The organism is Pseudomonas sp. NPDC088368 (assembly GCF_044753445.1).
Lineage (GTDB): Bacteria > Pseudomonadota > Gammaproteobacteria > Pseudomonadales > Pseudomonadaceae > Aquipseudomonas > Aquipseudomonas bambusae.
On record NZ_JBIVNG010000008.1, the window covers coordinates 89,153 to 105,265 of the forward strand.

The 16,113-nt window shown below is 61.0% G+C and carries 13 protein-coding genes and 1 pseudogene; 6 read left to right on the plus strand and 8 right to left on the minus strand.

Annotated elements, in window-relative coordinates; translation table 11 throughout:
* Positions 1 to 68 precede the first annotated feature (68 nt).
* Positions 69 to 830 (plus strand): annotated as a pseudogene (locus ACIQAL_RS18535) (transporter substrate-binding domain-containing protein); the annotation flags it as partial.
* Between the two features lie 183 nt (positions 831 to 1,013).
* Here ACIQAL_RS18535 and ACIQAL_RS18540 read toward each other — a convergent pair.
* From ACIQAL_RS18540 to ACIQAL_RS18560, 5 genes are all read right to left on the minus strand, one after another.
* Positions 1,014 to 1,805, minus strand: a complete 792-nt coding sequence (locus tag ACIQAL_RS18540) for an amino acid ABC transporter ATP-binding protein (RefSeq protein ID WP_401148055.1) — start codon at positions 1,803 to 1,805, stop codon at positions 1,014 to 1,016.
* Positions 1,798 to 2,448, minus strand: coding sequence for an ectoine/hydroxyectoine ABC transporter permease subunit EhuD (gene ehuD / locus ACIQAL_RS18545; protein ID WP_401148056.1), 651 nt, complete (start codon positions 2,446 to 2,448; stop codon positions 1,798 to 1,800). The genes ACIQAL_RS18540 and ehuD overlap by 8 nt, the downstream gene beginning before the upstream one ends.
* Positions 2,445 to 3,125: an ectoine/hydroxyectoine ABC transporter permease subunit EhuC gene (ehuC, locus tag ACIQAL_RS18550; protein ID WP_401148059.1), complete on the minus strand. Its 681-nt coding sequence runs from the start codon at positions 3,123 to 3,125 to the stop codon at positions 2,445 to 2,447. The genes ehuD and ehuC overlap by 4 nt, the downstream gene beginning before the upstream one ends.
* A gap of 705 nt (positions 3,126 to 3,830) precedes the next feature.
* Complete coding sequence (gene ehuB / locus ACIQAL_RS18555; RefSeq protein ID WP_401148061.1) at positions 3,831 to 4,697, minus strand: ectoine/hydroxyectoine ABC transporter substrate-binding protein EhuB; 867 nt, start codon at positions 4,695 to 4,697, stop codon at positions 3,831 to 3,833.
* Between the two features lie 63 nt (positions 4,698 to 4,760).
* Positions 4,761 to 5,741 carry an aliphatic sulfonate ABC transporter substrate-binding protein gene (locus ACIQAL_RS18560; RefSeq protein WP_401148063.1) on the minus strand — a complete coding sequence of 327 codons (981 nt, stop codon included), beginning with the start codon at positions 5,739 to 5,741 and terminating at the stop codon, positions 4,761 to 4,763.
* 286 nt (positions 5,742 to 6,027) lie between these two features.
* On the opposite strand from ACIQAL_RS18560, the gene ACIQAL_RS18565 reads away from it, so the two are divergent.
* The 3 genes from ACIQAL_RS18565 to ACIQAL_RS18575 all read left to right on the plus strand — a co-directional run bounded on the left by ACIQAL_RS18565 (position 6,028) and on the right by ACIQAL_RS18575 (position 8,055).
* Entirely contained in the window at positions 6,028 to 6,843 is an 816-nt protein-coding gene (locus tag ACIQAL_RS18565) for an energy transducer TonB (protein WP_401148065.1), read from the plus strand.
* An 86-nt stretch (positions 6,844 to 6,929) separates the two neighbouring features.
* Entirely contained in the window at positions 6,930 to 7,652 is a 723-nt protein-coding gene (locus ACIQAL_RS18570; protein ID WP_401148068.1) for a MotA/TolQ/ExbB proton channel family protein, read from the plus strand.
* A gap of 1 nt (position 7,653) precedes the next feature.
* On the plus strand, positions 7,654 to 8,055 hold the full coding sequence (locus tag ACIQAL_RS18575) for a biopolymer transporter ExbD (RefSeq protein WP_166594380.1): 402 nt from the start codon (positions 7,654 to 7,656) through the stop codon (positions 8,053 to 8,055).
* A gap of 306 nt (positions 8,056 to 8,361) precedes the next feature.
* Here ACIQAL_RS18575 and ACIQAL_RS18580 read toward each other — a convergent pair whose 3' ends face one another.
* Genes ACIQAL_RS18580 through ACIQAL_RS18590 form a run of 3 tightly spaced genes read right to left on the minus strand, consistent with a single transcriptional unit; the run spans position 8,362 to position 11,835 of the window.
* Positions 8,362 to 9,957, minus strand: coding sequence for an ABC transporter substrate-binding protein (locus ACIQAL_RS18580; protein ID WP_401148071.1), 1,596 nt, complete (start codon positions 9,955 to 9,957; stop codon positions 8,362 to 8,364).
* A gap of 40 nt (positions 9,958 to 9,997) precedes the next feature.
* The gene (locus tag ACIQAL_RS18585) at positions 9,998 to 10,849 is read right to left on the minus strand and encodes an ABC transporter permease (RefSeq protein WP_401148074.1); all 852 of its coding nucleotides are present in this window, start codon (positions 10,847 to 10,849) and stop codon (positions 9,998 to 10,000) included.
* Complete coding sequence (locus tag ACIQAL_RS18590) at positions 10,846 to 11,835, minus strand: ABC transporter permease (protein ID WP_401148076.1); 990 nt, start codon at positions 11,833 to 11,835, stop codon at positions 10,846 to 10,848. The genes ACIQAL_RS18585 and ACIQAL_RS18590 overlap by 4 nt, the downstream gene beginning before the upstream one ends.
* A gap of 275 nt (positions 11,836 to 12,110) precedes the next feature.
* On the opposite strand from ACIQAL_RS18590, the gene ACIQAL_RS18595 reads away from it, so the two are divergent.
* Together ACIQAL_RS18595 and ACIQAL_RS18600 are read left to right on the plus strand one after the other, a co-directional pair.
* A complete protein-coding gene (locus tag ACIQAL_RS18595) occupies positions 12,111 to 13,394 on the plus strand; it encodes an acyl-CoA dehydrogenase family protein (protein WP_401148078.1) in 1,284 nt (427 codons plus the stop codon).
* Positions 13,395 to 13,552: 158 nt separating this feature from the next.
* The gene (locus ACIQAL_RS18600; protein ID WP_401148081.1) at positions 13,553 to 16,087 is read left to right on the plus strand and encodes a TonB-dependent receptor plug domain-containing protein; all 2,535 of its coding nucleotides are present in this window, start codon (positions 13,553 to 13,555) and stop codon (positions 16,085 to 16,087) included.
* Positions 16,088 to 16,113 lie beyond the last annotated feature (26 nt).

Consider the following 16,113-nt stretch of genomic DNA (forward strand, 5'->3'; position numbering starts at 1 on the left):
ATCTTAAAACTGCCCTCGTTTTCCCTCTACTGGCCCTCGGATTGTGGGGCAGCGTCGCTGCCCATGCCGAAGGGTATCTGGACAAGATCAAGGCCCGCGACAAGCTGGTGGTGGGCGTGTTCAGCGACAAACCGCCGTTCGGCTTCGTCAACGAGAAGGGCGACTACGTGGGTTTCGATACCGACCTGGGCCGCCGTTTCGCCAAGGATCTGCTGGGTGACGAAAAGAAAATCGAATTCGTGGTGGTCGAGCCGGCCAGCCGTATTCCGTTCCTGCAAAGCGACAAGGTTGACCTGATCCTGGCCAACATGACCGTGACCCCGGAGCGCGCCCAAGTCGTGGACTTCACCCACCCGAACCTGCGCGTGGCGGTGCAGGCGCTGGTGCCGGAGAAGAGCGACGTGAAGAGCCTTGATGACCTGGCCAAGAAGACCACCATCGTCACTACTGGCACCACGGCGGACATCTGGCTGACCAAGAACCACCCGGACTGGAAACTGCTGAAATTCGAGAAGAACTCCGAGTCGCTGCAAGCCTTGGCCAACGGTCGCGGCGATGCCTACGCGCAGGACAACCTGGTGCTGTTCAGCTGGGCCAAGCAAAACCCCGGCTATCGCGTGCTGACCCAAAAACTGGGCGACGAAGCACCGATTGCCCCGGCGGTGAAGAAAGGCAACGTCGAGCTGCGTGATTGGGTGAACACCGAACTCGCCACTCTGGGCAAGGAAAAATACCTGCTCAAGCTCTACGACCAGTATGTGCGCAGCCAACTGGCCGATGGCACCGACCCTGCGGCGGTGATCGTCGAAGGTGGGGACTGGAAGCCGTAAGGTCGTTTCCAGCGCGTGGGCGGTGAGTCAGTGATGGATGAGGGTCTGACCTACCGCTTTCGCCACTGTCGTAACCTCCAGAAGCTCCTACAGGATCTGCGTCGGGCACAGCGCCTCGATACGCCAAAGATCCTTGTGGGAGACGCCGGAGGTTACGACGGCAGCGAAGGCGTCGTCACTGATTCACCGCCGCTCCACCACATTCAAAAACCGCCGCGTCCGTTCGTTCTGCGGGTTGACGAGAATCTGATCGGGCGTGCCGTCCGCAACGATTTTCCCGGCTTCCATGAACAGCACCCGGTCGGCAATGTCCTGGGCGAATTTCATTTCGTGGGTCACCAGCAGCATGGTCATCTGCTGCTCATGGGCAATGGCGCGAATGACCGCCAACACCTCACCGACCAATTCCGGGTCGAGGGCCGAGGTCACTTCATCGAACAGCATCACCTGCGGCCGCATCGCCAGCGCGCGGGCAATCGCCACGCGCTGCTGCTGCCCGCCCGATAACTGCGCCGGGTAGGCGTCGGCCTTGTGGCTCAAGCCCACCAACCCCAGGTATTCATGGGCGCGGGCCAATGCCTCTTCACGACTCAGTTTCAGCACCCGAAACGGCGCCTCCGTCACGTTCTCCTGCACGGTCAGGTGCGGGAACAGGTTGAACTGTTGGAACACCATGCCCACCCGATGCACCACCGGCGCCTTCTTCGACCCTGGCCAGCGCCAGCCAGAGGACCGCGCAGGCACGTTGGCGCCCGCCACTTCGATACGCCCTTGCTGGTAGGTTTCGAGCCCTTTGATCAGGCGCAAAACCGTGGACTTCCCCGAACCGCTGGGGCCGATCAGCGCGACTTTCTGGCCTTGGGGAATGCTCAAATCCAGATGATCGATCACCCGGTTTTCACCGAATTGCTTCACCACGCCGTTGAGGACGATCTGCGGCGAACCGAGGGGGAGGCCGTGTGTGAGATCAGACATGACTGCGCCTTTCGAAGTATTTGAACAGCAGGGAAGTGGGGATGCTGATGGCGAGGAACATCAGCGCCATGACCGTGTACGGCTCGTTGTAGCGGTAGCTCATGCCCGCGATCTGTTTGGCCGCCTGGAACAGCTCGGGAATGCTGATGACCGCCAACAGAGGTGTTTCCTTGAACATGCCGATCAGGTAATTGCCGAGCACCGGCACCATTGGTTTCAGCGCCTGAGGCAAGACGATGCGGCGCCAGGTCGTCGTGGCGTGGAAGTCCAGTGCCCGGGCCGCTTCCCATTGACCGGCCGGTACGCCTTCGATGGCGCCGCGAAACCCTTCGGCGATGTACGAGCCGTAATACAGGCCCAGGCCGATCACCCCCGTGGACATCGCTGGCAGCGTGATCCCCGCCAACGGCAGGGCGAAAAACAGCACGTACAGCTGCACCATCAGTGGGGTGTTGCGGAAAAAACTCAGGTAGGCGCTGCTCAGCCGCCTGATCACGGTGTGCCGTGTACGTTGGGCAATCGCCAGCAGCAGGCCGATCAGCGTCGCGAGGAGGAAGCCCAGAATCACCACCTGCACGGTCACCAACAAACCGTCGAACAGGTCCGGGATGATGGACCAGGCGAATGCGGGGTCGAAGATCATCTCGCACCTCCGCGACGCCAGGACGTGATGTGGCGCTCGTAGCGTTTCACCAGCCAGCTCAACGGCCAGGCCATGGCGAAGTAGCAGACCAGCACGATGCTCCAGATCAGCGTTTGTTGGCCGAGGGTGGTGATCAACTGGCCGCCGGAAAAGGTCAGGTCGCTCAGGGTGATCAATGACACCAGCGAGGTGGTTTTCAGCAGTTCGACCAGTTGGTTGCCCATGGGCGGCAGCATGAAGGGCAGGGCTTGCGGCAACACGATGCGGCGGAAGGCGGTGATGGAGTCGAAGTCCAGTGCGCGCAAGGCATCACGCTGACCGAGGCTGACGTTGTTCAGGGCCGAGCGCACGATCTCCGAGCCATAGGCGGAAAAGGTAAGGCCCAGCCCGAGAATGCCGGTGGTCATCGGCGACAGGCTGATGCCGAACAGCGGCAGGATGAAGAACAGGTAAAACAGCAGCACAAGGGCCGAAATACCCCGCAGGATTTCAACGTAGACCGTGGCGATCCAGCGCAGGACTCGCCAGGGCGAGAGCCGCATCAGGGCGATGACGAACGACATCACGATGACGATCAACTGAGCGAAGAACGTGAGCTGGAGCGTGACCCATGCGCCGTTGGCCAGCTGATGGGCAATGAAACGTGCCGTTTCCACGGCGGGAGAATCGAAGAACATGGCCGTACTCGTGTGGGTTGGGGCCGGTAAAGGCAGCGTCCTGTGCCAGACGCGGCTTTGTATGGCGACTCGGAATCCCTTACAGATTCAGTCCGCGTCAGACCAAACATTGCGTGGCGACACGAAATCCCTGTAGGAGCGAATTTATTCGCGAAGAGGCCGGTATAACCGACACATCTCCAGCGCCTGAAATACCTTCGCGAATGAATTCGCTCCTACAGATTCAGTCCGCGTCAGACCAAACATTGCGTGGCGACACGAAATCCCTGTAGGAGCGAATTTATTCGCGAAGAGGGCGGTGTAACCGACACATCTCCAGCGCCTGAAATACCTTCGCGAATGAATTCGCTCCTACAGATTCAGTCCGCGTCAGACCAAGCATTGCGTGGCGACACGGAATCCCTGTGGGAGCGAATTTATTCGCGAAAAGGGCGGTACAGCCGACACATCTCCAGCGCCTGAAATACCTTCGCGAATGAATTCGCTCCCACAGTTCAGTCCGCGTCAGACGGAACATTGTGTGGCGACACGGAATCCCTGTGGGAGCGAATTTATTCGCGAAAAGGGCAGTACAGCCGACACATCTCCAGCGCCTGAAATACCTTCGCGAATGAATTCGCTCCCACAGTTCAGTCCGCGTCAGACGAAACATTGCGTGGCGACACTGAATTCGCTCCTACAGTTGATTCCGCGTCAGACGAAGCCTCAACGGTTACACCGCTGCTCCGCCGTCACATCCGCCGGAGCCAGTTCATTTTCGGTGTAGCCGTACTTCTGCAATATCTTCAGCAGCTCACCCGACGCCCGCAGTTTCGCCAGTTCCCCGTTGAAGGCCTGGGTGAATTCAGGATCGTTTTTCGGCAAACCGTAAGCGTGGTAATTCCAGGTCGGCTTGCCTTCCGTGTCGGGGATCTGGTCGAACGGCAGGGCGCGCTCGATACTTGGGTCGTTGGCTTTCTTGACTAGGTTGATGATCTCCGCGTCCGGGAAATACACCACGTCCACGCGACCGGCTTGCAGCGCGGCGAGGGCGTCGGTGTCCTTGTCCAGCAGTACGACGTTGCTGGTGGCGATGCCGCTGTCTTTGGCTTCCTGCACCTGGTTGCTGCCCGGCTGCGTCGCCAGTCGCGCTTTACCGTTGGCGGCCACATCCTTGAGGCTGTGCAGCTTCAACGGGTTGCCGGCCTTGACGATGAACGCGCCGCCCGAGCGGGTCACCGGGTTGGAATAGCCGATCACCTTGCAGCGCGCCGGATTGATAAACAGGCCCGCGCCGATCAGGTCAAAACGTCCCGCCGCCAGCCCCGGCACCAGCGAACCGAATTCTGTGATGGGGGTTTCGATTTTGCTGATGCCCAATTGCCCGAGAATGGCTTGCAGAATCTCGACGTTGGCGCCGACGGTCTTGCCGGTGGTGTCGATGTAGGCGTAAGGCTGCTCGTTGGCGATCCCGGCGGTCAGGCCTTGGGTGCGGCCTTTTTCCAGCAGACCGGCAAATGCGGAGGAGGCGAACAGTGCGTTGAACAGCACGGCGGAGCCGATTGCAGCAGACAGCGATTTCAGGCCTTTCATGAACAGTGCTCGATAGGAAGTGAACGAAAATCGGTTGCGTGAGATTGAGCCAGTGGCGACGAATCAGGGCGTCCAGATGCCCACGTCCTTGGCATCCACGGCCTTCGGCAGCAGACCCGCGGCGAAAAACGCATCGGCGATTTTTTGCTGTTCGCCCAACTGATCAGCCTTCACCGGCTCGACCTGATAGCTGCGATGGGCGTTGGCGGATTCCACGGTTTCCACGTCCAGATTGCCCCACAGCGGACCCAGCACTTTCGCGGCATCTTTAGGGTTCTTCTTGATCCAGCTGCCCGCTTCCTGCAGCTGCTGATACACCAACTTCAGCACCTCCGGATGCGCGCCCGCGTACGCGGTGCTGGTCAGGTAATAGCGTTTGTAGCTCGCCAGACCGGTGCCGTCAGTCAAGGTGCGGGTCGGCAGTTGGCGCTGAACGCTGGTCAGGAAGGGTTCCCACGTGACCCACGCATCGACCTTGCCGTTCTCGAACGCCGCTCGACCGTCAGCCGGTGTGAGGTAGGCGGGCTGAATGTCGGAGAAGGTCAGGCCTGCCTTGTTCAGCGCCGCGATCAACAGGTAATGGGTACCCGCCGCTTTGGTGACGGCGACTTTCTTGCCTTTCAGGTCGGCCAGTTGCTGGATCGGCGAATCCTTGGAGACGACGATGGCCTGCGCACTGGGGGAGGCCGACTCTTCAGCGAAATAGGTGAGTTTGGCCTGAGCGGCCTGGGCGAAAATGGGCACGGTGTCGGCGACATCCGCGCTGATGTCGACGTTGCCGATGTTCAACGCTTCCAGCAGTGGCAACCCGCTCGGGAACTCGTGCCAGCTGATGTCGATATTGTCGTTGCCCAGCGCTTTTTCCAACGTGCCCTGGGCCTTGAGCAATGTGATCAGCGTCGACGATTTCTGATAGCCGATGCGCACCGTCTCCCGTGCCTGAGCGCTTGACGGCAAAACGAACGCAAGGGCGAGGGCGAGACTCAGCCCCGCGAACAGCGGACGGCGAAGGAGAATACGGCGGGTGTCGGAAGGGCTGGGCATGATGGATTCGTGCTCGAAGTATGTGGGTCGACGTAAACGGTGGCGAACGCCAAGCGCTGAATCATAGAGTTCTAAGAAATAATCTTTAAATACCTTCTGGCTATTAGCTTATTCAGCAATATCAGCGAGGCCACGGGGCGTCGCTTATGCCTGATTCAAAGCGTCTTCGACCTAAATATTCTTTTAAGAGATAAAACGAATCGTGGATTATTCGGCAGGTGACTGCGGCAGGTCAGACGCTCTGGAACGCCGTTGTCATCCTTAAGTGGACATGCAGGAGTGACACATGAGTAATGCCCAAACCGCCAATGCACTGGACGTGCTCTGGCGTCAGGCGCCGGGCGGCGAGCTGCTCGACCTGGGCCGGGTCTATCGAGGGCCGTTGGCGCTGTCGCGGCTGCACACCACGCCCCGGCGCATTCTGAGTCGGCGAGAGGCCGTGCTGCTCGGTGCGTTCGCGCTGGTCTTGCACGGCGCCGTGATCTATTGGGTCAACAGCACGCCGACGCCAGCCTTGCCGGTGGTGCCGCCAGAAATCCCGCCGATGACCATCGAGTTCTCCCAGCCCGCGCCGCCTGTGGTCGAAACACCGCCACCACCGCCCGAGCCGATTCCTCAACCCGTGGTCGAACCGCCGCCTCCGGTGGAAGACGAACTGGCCGTGAAACCGCCGCCGCCCAAACCGATTCCCAAGCCAAAACCTGTGGTGAAGCCCGTGCCTAAACCGGTGGCCAAACCGGTCGAGCAACCGCCTGCTCCGCCCACACCTCCACAACCGGTTGCGGCGCCTGCACCGCCGGCTCCACCCGCCCCGGCGCCCATCACCCCGGCCTCCGCCAGCGCCGGTTACCTGCATAACCCGGCCCCGGAATACCCGGCGCTGGCGATGCGGCGTAGCTGGGAAGGCACCGTGTTGCTGCGTGTGCATGTGCTGGGCACCGGTAAGCCGAGCGAAATCCAGGTCCAGAAAAGCAGCGGCCATGAGCAGCTCGACGACGCTGCGCAAGCGGCGGTGAAACGCTGGAGTTTCGTCCCGGCCAAACAGGGTAATGACCCGATCGACGGCTGGGTCAGCGTGCCCATCGATTTCAAGATCAAATAACGTTCAACCCCTATTCGTGACACCGCGGGCCACCTGACAAAAGGCGCATCGCTACAACGATCCCTTGCCTTGTTGGAGAGCCTCACATGAACCTCATCGCTTCCCCCTTCGATTCCATCGAACACGCGGTCATCTGGCTGCTGATCGTCTTCTCCGTCGCCACGTGGGGCCTGGCCCTGCTGAAAGGTGTGCAGTTCGCCCGTCTCAAGGGGCAGGACAAGAAATTCCACAAGCAATTCTGGGCGGCGTCGAGCCTGGATTCCGCCGCTGAGCTGGCCCAGACCCGACCCGGTGCTGCGGCCCGTGTCGCCTTGGCGGGCTACGCCGCGATTCAGGTGCCAGAAGGCGGGCAGGCCGCCGATTTGAGCCAGGCCATCAATCATCAGGACCGCCTTGAACGTGCCTTGCGGCAGCAGATCGTCCGCGAGCGCCGCTCGCTGGAAACCGGTCTTGCCATCCTCGCCAGCATCGGCAGCACGTCGCCCTTCATCGGCCTGTTCGGGACCGTCTGGGGGATCATGTCGGCACTCAAGGGCATCAGCGCGGCGGGCTCGGCGAGCCTCGAAACTGTGGCGGGCCCGATTGGTGCGGCGTTGGTGGCGACCGGTGTCGGGATCGCTGTCGCGGTGCCAGCGGTACTGGTTTACAACTATTACCTGCGTCGTCTGAAACTGACCGCTGCGGACCTGGATGACTTTGCCCACGATTTCTACAGCCTGGCGCAGAAAAATGCGTTCCGCGTGCTGCTGCACCCGGTGCTGAAATCCGGCGCCACCGGTGCGGGCCAGAAAGTGAAGGAGGCGTCCTGAGATGGCTTTCTCCACACAAGACAGCGATGAAGTGCTGAGTGAAATCAATGTCACGCCGCTGGTGGACGTGATGCTGGTGCTGCTGGTGGTGTTCATCGTCACCGCGCCGCTGCTGACCAACTCCATCCCGATCAACCTGCCCAAGACCGAGGCCGTCGCCCCGGTGGAACAGAAAGACCCGCTGGTGGTGAGCATCGATGACAAGGGCAAGCTGTTCATCAACAAGGATGAAATTCAGCCCGATCTGCTGGAGACCAACCTGCGTTCGGCCAAGGACAAAAATGCCGACGTGCGGGTGCAGTTGCAGGCGGACAACGGCGTGAATTATGGCGAGGTGGCCCGGGCCATGGCGTCGATTGAAAAGGCGGGGATTACCAAGCTGTCGGTGATCACGGCCAAGTGACGATTTAGTCGCCTCAGCACATCAGGATTCAGGCTTTTACAGGTTGCTTCTCAGGCGGAGGGCAACCTGTTTTTTTATGGATCGTTCCCACGGTGTTGGGTCCGCGCCAGGCTACGAACAGTGCGGCAGCGCGAACCCCCTGTAGGAGCGAATTCATTCGCGAGAGGTCAGTACAGCCGCTGCATCTCTGTCGCCTGAAACACCTTCGTCGGAATGCCGCCCAGAATAAATTCGCTCCCACAGTTCAGTCCGCGCCAAATGAAACATTGCGTGGCGACTCAGAATCCCCTGAGGGAGCGAATTCACTCAACCTTTAAGGTAAATCTGCGCTCCGTTCCCGCCCAACCCTTCGGCGCCGACGAAGAAATCGGTCACGCGTTTGTCGTAGACCACCGGGTTTGCCAAGGTCATGACGCCCAAATCCGGCAAGTCTTCGACGACAACCTTCTGGAACTCCGCAAACAACCCGAAACGCTTCTGCACGTCCGTCTCTATCGCGGCCGCTTCCAGCAACTGGTCGACCTTCGGGTTGCTGTAATGCGCGCCATTGGAAAACGGCACCCCTGGCTTGAAATTCTTCGACCAATACAACCGTTGCACGCCCACGGTCGGGTCGAACAGGTTGCTCATGCCGTTCAGCGTGAAGTCGAAATCCCGATCCGTGTACACCCGCTTCACGTAGGTCGCGAAATCCTGGGAACGCAGGGTCACCTGGATGCCGACTTTCGCCAGCGCCTGTTTGATGTAGTCCGCCGTGCGCCGGTAGGTTTCAGGGCCCGGCAATGGGTCCAGCGTCAGCTTGAAGCGCACGCCGCTGCTGTCTTTCGGCAATCCGGCCTGGTCCAGCAATTCGTTGGCCTTGGCCACGTCGAAGGCGTAGCGGGGCAGGTCCGGGCTGTAGAAGTTTTTCATGTCCGGGCTGATCGGCCCGTACAGCGGTTTGCCGTAGCCGAGGAAGATGGTCTTGCGGATGAAGTCCAGGTTGATCGCGTGGGCAATGGCCGTGCGCACGGCGTGTTTCTGCAAGTACGGGTTATCGAAGTTGAACTCGATGCGGGTGATGCTGTTGACGTAGGGCTCGCCGCGATCATCGACGCTCAGGCGCGGATTGGTCTTGATCCGCTCGATGTCGCTGAGGGGCACGCCACCCGTGGAGATGTCGATTTCCCCCGCTTCCAGCGCGGCCACCGTCGCCGCCGAGTCTGCGATGAAGCGCACGATCACCCGGTCCAGATACGGCTTCGGCGCGTCCCAGTAATTCGGGTTGCGTTCGAGGATCACATGGCTGCCGCGCACCCACTCCTTGAACACGAACGGCCCGGTGCCGATGGGTGCGGTGGCGTTGGCATGGGTCTCCGGGCGGGCGTCGCCGTACACGTGTTTCGCCACGATGGGCGACTCGCAGGCGGCCAGGGCCTTGAGCAAGTACGGCGCAGGTTTGCTGAGTTTGAGCTGCACCAGATGCGGGTTGACGGCCGTAACGCTGGCGACGTTGGCGAAGGTCGCACGGCCTCGCGGGTTGGAGGCCTTGAGGGTTTGCAGGGAGAACACCACGTCATCAGCGGTGAAGTCCTGGCCGTCGTGCCATTTCACGCCCTGACGCAGGGTGAAGGTGTATTCGAGGCCGTCGTCGCTCGCCGTCCAGGCCGTGGCCAGCTGCGGTTTCGGGTTGAGGTCCAGGTCGTACGTCAACAAGCCCTCAGTGATCTTGCCCGCGATGTACACGGTGGCGCCTGCGGTGTGCGTCAGATTGACCAGAATCGGCGGCTCGATGGCGATGTGCATTCTCAGGGTGCCGCCGCGCACGGGCGGTTCATCGGCGAAGGAGAAGCGGGGTGTCAGCTGTAACAGGGTGGCGGTGGCACCGGCGTAAACCAGCAACTGGCGTCGAGTCAGGCTCATGGTGGGTTTCCATAGAAGGGCACTAAGGACAGCGACGGGCTCATTTGGACGCCCGGTCGCGGGAGGGGTTGAACGCGTCGGTGAGGCCGTCGCCGATCAGGTTGAAGGCGAGGACGGTCAGGAAGATCGCCAGACCGGGAATCGCGGTGAGGTACCACGCGGTGCGGATCTGCTCCCGGCCGCTGCCGATCATGCTGCCCCAGCTCACCTGATTCGGATCGCCCAGGCCCATGAACGACAGCGCCGACTCCATCAGCACCGCCGAGGCGACCATGATCGACGTGGTGACGATCAGCGTCGGCAGGATGTTGGGCAGCACTTCCAGCGCGATGATGCGCAGGTGGCTGTAACCCACGCTGCGGGCGGCGAGGATGTATTCGCGCTCCCGAATCGAGCGCACTTCGGCGCGCACCAGTCGGGCGACGGTGGGCCACGAAATCACCCCGATGGCGAAAATCAGCGTCGGCACTGAGGGCTGCGCGATGGCCACCAGCGCGACGAGCAGCACGAAGCTGGGCATGGTCTGGAAGATCTCGATCAGCCGTTGCAGGCCGTAATCCAGCTTGCCGCCGAAGTAACCGGCCACCGCGCCAATGCTCAGGCCGAGCAGCACGCCGAACAGGCTGGCCAGGATGCCCACTTGTAACGACACCCGCCCGCCATGGACCACCCCGGCCATGACGTCGCGCCCCAGCGCATCGGTGCCCAACGGGTAATGCCAATCCTGCCCCGGCCAGAGCAAGGCGTCGGCTTCCATGCCCAGCGGGTCGCCGGGATAAATCAGCGGCGCGAACACCGCCAGCAGGGTGATCACCATCAGAAAGGCCAGACCGGCCAACGCGGTGGGATTGCGCAGAAAGCGGCGCAGCCCAGGGCTGCGGCGGGCGCTCATCGGTGACTCCGAATGCGTGGGTCAAGCCAGGTTTGCAGCAGGTCCACCAGCACGTTGGTGATGATCACCAGCAGCGAGGAAATCAGCAGAATGCCCAGCAGCACGTTGTAATCCCGGGCCATCACCGCGTCATACGCCAATCGGCCCAACCCTGGCAGGCTGAACACCGTTTCGATGACCACGGCACCCCCAAGCATGCCGCCGAAGTGCAGGCCGGCCATCGTGGTGATCGGCAGCAGGGCATTGCGCAACACGTGTTTGAAGGTGATCACCCACGGCGACAGGCCCTTGGCTTGCGCCGTGCGCACGTAATCCTGGGCACCGGCTTCGAGCATCGAGGCGCGGGTCAGCCGGGCGTAGATGGCGATGTAGATCAACGCCAGCGAACTGGCCGGCAAGGCCATGAAACGCAGGGTGTCGCCGACAGCCGCCCAGCCGTGAAGGTCGGCGCCGATAGTACCCGCCCCCCCGGTGGGCAGCCAGCCGAGTTTGACCGAGAACACCACGATCAGCATCAGGCCGATCCAGAACCCCGGCACCGAATAGAAGAACTGCGAGCACACCGACAGCACCCGATCCGGCCAACGCCCTTGCCACCGGGCCATGAGCATGCCGAGGGCCACGCCAAATAACAGCGAGAAAAACAGCGCCAGCAGCATCAGGGTCAGGGTGGTGCCCAGACGCTGGCTGATCAACGCTTGCACCGTGGCGCCGTAGCGAGGCGAGTAGCCCAGGTTCAAGTGCGCCAGATTGCTCAGGTAATGCCAGAGCTGGACCGGGATCGACTGATCCAGACCGAACTGGCTGCGTAATGCCGCAAGGCTTTCTTGGGTGGCTGAACCGGATTCACCCGCCATCACATCGGCGGCGTCGCCTGGAGCCAGTTGCAACAAAAGAAAGTTGATCAAAAGAATGCCCAACATCGTAGGCAAGGTATGCAGCAGCGCGCGCCAAAGTGCGCGGCTCAAGGTCAGCCATATCTTCATTAAAGGATTCCATTTCGTGCGGCGCTATTAACGGTTTGCTTATAACCTTTGTCAATGCACGAAAGGGGCATAACGTTATGCAAACAGACACTCTAAGCATAGATAAAAACGATATACGTACTTTCCGTGTCGATGATTGACGCAGGAAAGAGGGAACATTACTGTCGGCCACCTGTCAGCGATGTCAGTTTGGATACATGCCCCAGCGCGAACTACGTTATAGGGCTGCCCCTGCAGGCAGTGCACTTACTTTAAATTGTTTAGATGAGGCACGTGTGGCACTCAATCATTCCATTGAGTCGGGTCAAGTCCGGCATGAACTTTCATCTGCTGATGCGCTGTCGCGTTTGCTGGGTCGGATTCCGGCGCTGGTGGAAGAAGTGGCCAAAGACGCTTCCCGTCGAGACCTGGAACGTGAACTGCCATTCGCCGCCTTTGCGCTGATTCGTGAAGCCGGACTCGGCGCGCTGCGGGTGCCTCGCGACCTCGGCGGGCCGGGCGGCAGCGTGCAGGACTACATCGAATTCATCACCACCCTGGCCAGTGCCGACCCCAACGTCGCTCACGCGCTGCGCTCACATTTCAATTTCAGCGAAGCGGTCATTCACAGCCCGGACACGGCTGAAAAGCGTGATTACATCGCCAAAATCCTCGACGGCAAGCTGTTCGCCGGGGCCCACACCGAGGTCGGCGCGCCGCTGGGCACCATCCTGACGCGGCTCACCCGGGTGGGCGATCACTACCGTCTCGACGGCAAGAAGTGGTACGCCACGGGCTCGGCCTACGCGGACTTCCTCTCGTTTTCCGCCACCGATGACAGTGGCAAGCTGATCAGCGTGCTGTTGCCCGCCGACCGCGCGGGCATCAACGTGCTCGATGACTGGAATGGCATGGGCCAACGCCTGACCGCCAGCGGCGGGGTGCTGCTGGACAACGTCGAAGTATTCCCCAACGAAATCAAGACCCGCAGCCACAACGCTGACGTCGGTCGTCACTGCTCCAGCCTGCGCCAGCTGCACTTGGCGGCCTGCGCAGCGGGGGTGGTGCGCAACATTCGTGAAGACGCCGTGGCGTACGTGCGCAAACAGGCCCGCGCCGCCATGCACAGCCCGGCAGACACCGCCCGTGACGATCAATTCGTGCAACAAGTGGTGGGTGAAATCGCCGCCAACGCCTATGCGGTGGATGCACTCATCGCTCATACCGCCCGTGTACTCAACGACAGTTCACTGGGGTTGTTTACAGTCGCCGACTTGCAACTTGCGTCGGCAGAAACAGTGGCTGTTGCTGTAGCAACACTGGATCAGCAATTAATCAACGGATCGATCAGTAATGCACAGATGCAAGTCGTGGTCGCCAAACTAGCGTTGCGCTCTGCGGAAATACTGTTTGAAGTCGGCGGTGGCTCAGCCACGTCACGCAAGTACAACTTCGACCGCCACTGGCGCAATATTCGCACGGTGTTGAATCACAACCCGTTGCTGCACAAAGCCCGAGTCGTCGGTGATTATTATGTGAATGAAACGACCACTCACCTGCGGGAAGGATTGGTCTTTTAGTGTCAACAGGACAGGGATTCGTCCGCCCCTTATACAATCAGAGTTCATCAGAACCTCCACGCGCAAGACCCCACCAGGTACCGCTTTTCACAATCCTTGTTAGATGGCCAGGAACGTCCACCACGCCAGCAATAAATTGATTTTTTGCAGGTAGTCCCATGAATGCTCGTATCAATACCCCACGCTCACCGCTCGCGTTGATGGTGTCCATTGGCGTGATGACGCTGTGTGGCAGCGCGGCCGTGTTCGCCGATGACACCGCTCCGAAAAACTCCGCGCAATCGGGTAAAGGTGAGGACGCACTGGAAACCGTGGTCGTGACCGGCTCGCGGGCCGAGAAACGCACGGTCGCTCAAAGCCTGGCGCCCATCGACGTGATCAGCGCCGATGACCTGGCGCGCTCCGGCAAGCAGAACCTGCGCGATGCCCTGGCTGCGCAGGTGCCGTCCTACACCAACGACGCGGGTTTCACCGGCGCCACCGGGATCGCCGTCAAATCGGCGACCCTTCGCGGCTTGGGCGGTAACGCCGTGCTGGTGCTGGTCAACGGCAAGCGCCGTCACAACACCGCACAGATCTTCCACCAGTCATCCGCCACCTCCAACGGTCAGTCGCCGGTAGACCTGGACCTGATCCCGATCAGCGCGGTGGACCACATCGAAGTGCTGCGTGACGGCGCCGCGGCGCAATACGGGTCGGACGCCATCGCCGGGGTGATCAACATCATCCTGAAGAGCAACAAATCCGGCGGCCAGGCCTCGGCGATTTACGGGCAGTACGGACAGCGGGAAGGCCACAAGGGTTTCTATGGCGCCACCGGCCAGACCTCCGCCAACCAGGGTTTTGAATTGCCGAACGACGGCTTCTTCAACCTCAGTGCCGACATCAAGATTCAGGAAACCAGCAACGCTGCCGGCGCCGTGCCGGATCGTACCAAGATCTACGCCGGCAATGACCCTCGCGAGTACGGCGAAAGCCGCTACCGGCAGACCATGGGTCAGCCTCGGGTGCAGACCTACAACACCTCGTACAACCTCGACCTGCCGCTGAACGACGACCTCGACTTCTACTCGTTCTCGACCTTCAGCCACCGCGACTCCACCGGCTTCGGCACCTTCCGTACGGCGGTGTCGGCGCAGAACGTTCCGGAAATCTATCCGGACGGTTTCCAGCCCAAGTTCCGCTCCGTCGAAGACGACGTGCAGAGCGTGTTCGGCCTCAAGGGCAAGGACGTGTTGGGCTGGGATTGGGACCTGTCGAGCAGTTGGGGTCGTAACGATCTGCACCTGCACAACGACGATTCCCTCAACGCTTCGTTCGGCCCGGCGAGCAAGACCGACTTCGACAACGGTGAAGCGATCTTCAGTCAGTGGACCAACAACCTCGACATCACCCGTGCCTTTGACACTGGGCTGTTCAAGGACCCGCTCAGGGTCGCGAGCGGTATCGAATACCGCGTCGACAGTTATCAGATTCGCAAAGGCGAGTTCCAGTCTTACGCCGACGGCGGCTACGTGTACCCGGTCGGCTCGCCGAACGCGGGCAAGCGCCCGAATTCCGGCTCGGCGGGCTGGGGCGGTTTCAGTCCGGCGGCAGAGGGCAGCTGGGATCGCAGCAACACCGCAGGCTACGTGGACTTCACCCAGAAGGTCACCGACAAATGGGAGCTGAGCCTGGCCGGTCGTTACGAGCATTACAGCGACGTGGGCGACACCACCAGCGGCAAGCTCTCCACCCGCTACCAACTGACGCCGACGTTCGCGGTGCGCGGCACGGTGAACAACGGCTTCCGCGCGCCGTCGTTGCAGCAACAACACTTCTCGTCCAGCACCTCGGCCTGGGGCGTCAGTCCGATCACCGGCCAGTTGCAGCAGCAGGTCACCAACTACGCGGTGCCGGGTTCGGCGACGGCAGCGGCCTTGGGGTCGAAGAAACTCAAGCCTGAGAAGTCTCAGAACTACAGCATTGGTTTCGTCGCCACGCCGTCGAAAGACCTCGACCTGTCGGTGGACTTCTACCAGATCGACATCAAGGACCGCATCCTGCAGACCAGCTCCCTCAGTGGCCTGAACGATCCGAACGTCGCCGCCCTGTTGAACGCGTCCGGGCTGAGCACCAATCAGGCCGTTTCGTATTACGGCAACCTGGCCGACACCCGCACCCGAGGCATCGACCTGGTCGGCGACTACCGCGTCGATTACGGGCCTTGGGGCCGTGGCAAGTGGACGCTGACCAGCACCCAGCAATTGCAGCAGATTCGCGGCATCAACGAGCCGGACTCTCTGGCGGGCACCGGTGTGTCGGTCCTCGGGCGCGACAAGCAGGGCAACCTGGAAACCGCGTTTCCGAAGAACAAGACCGCGCTGCAACACACCTGGTACATCGATGATTTCGAGGTCTCGCTCAAGGAAACCCGCTACTCGGCGGTCACCGGCAAGAGCTACTACAACGAAAACCGCGACGAGAAGATCAAGCCCGCGTTCATCACCGACCTGGACGTTGGCTACAACATCAGCGACAGCTTCAAGGTGTCGGTGGGCGGCTTGAACATCTTCAACAAACGGCCCGAGCAGCTCTCGCAACAGGCCAAGCAGTTCTACCTGTTCCCGGTCGATAACCCGGCCTACAGCTGGTACTCCCCGTACGGCGTGGACGGCGGCTACTACTACGCCCGACTCGATTATTTCTGGTAACCCGACAGGGCCACGAGACCGCATCC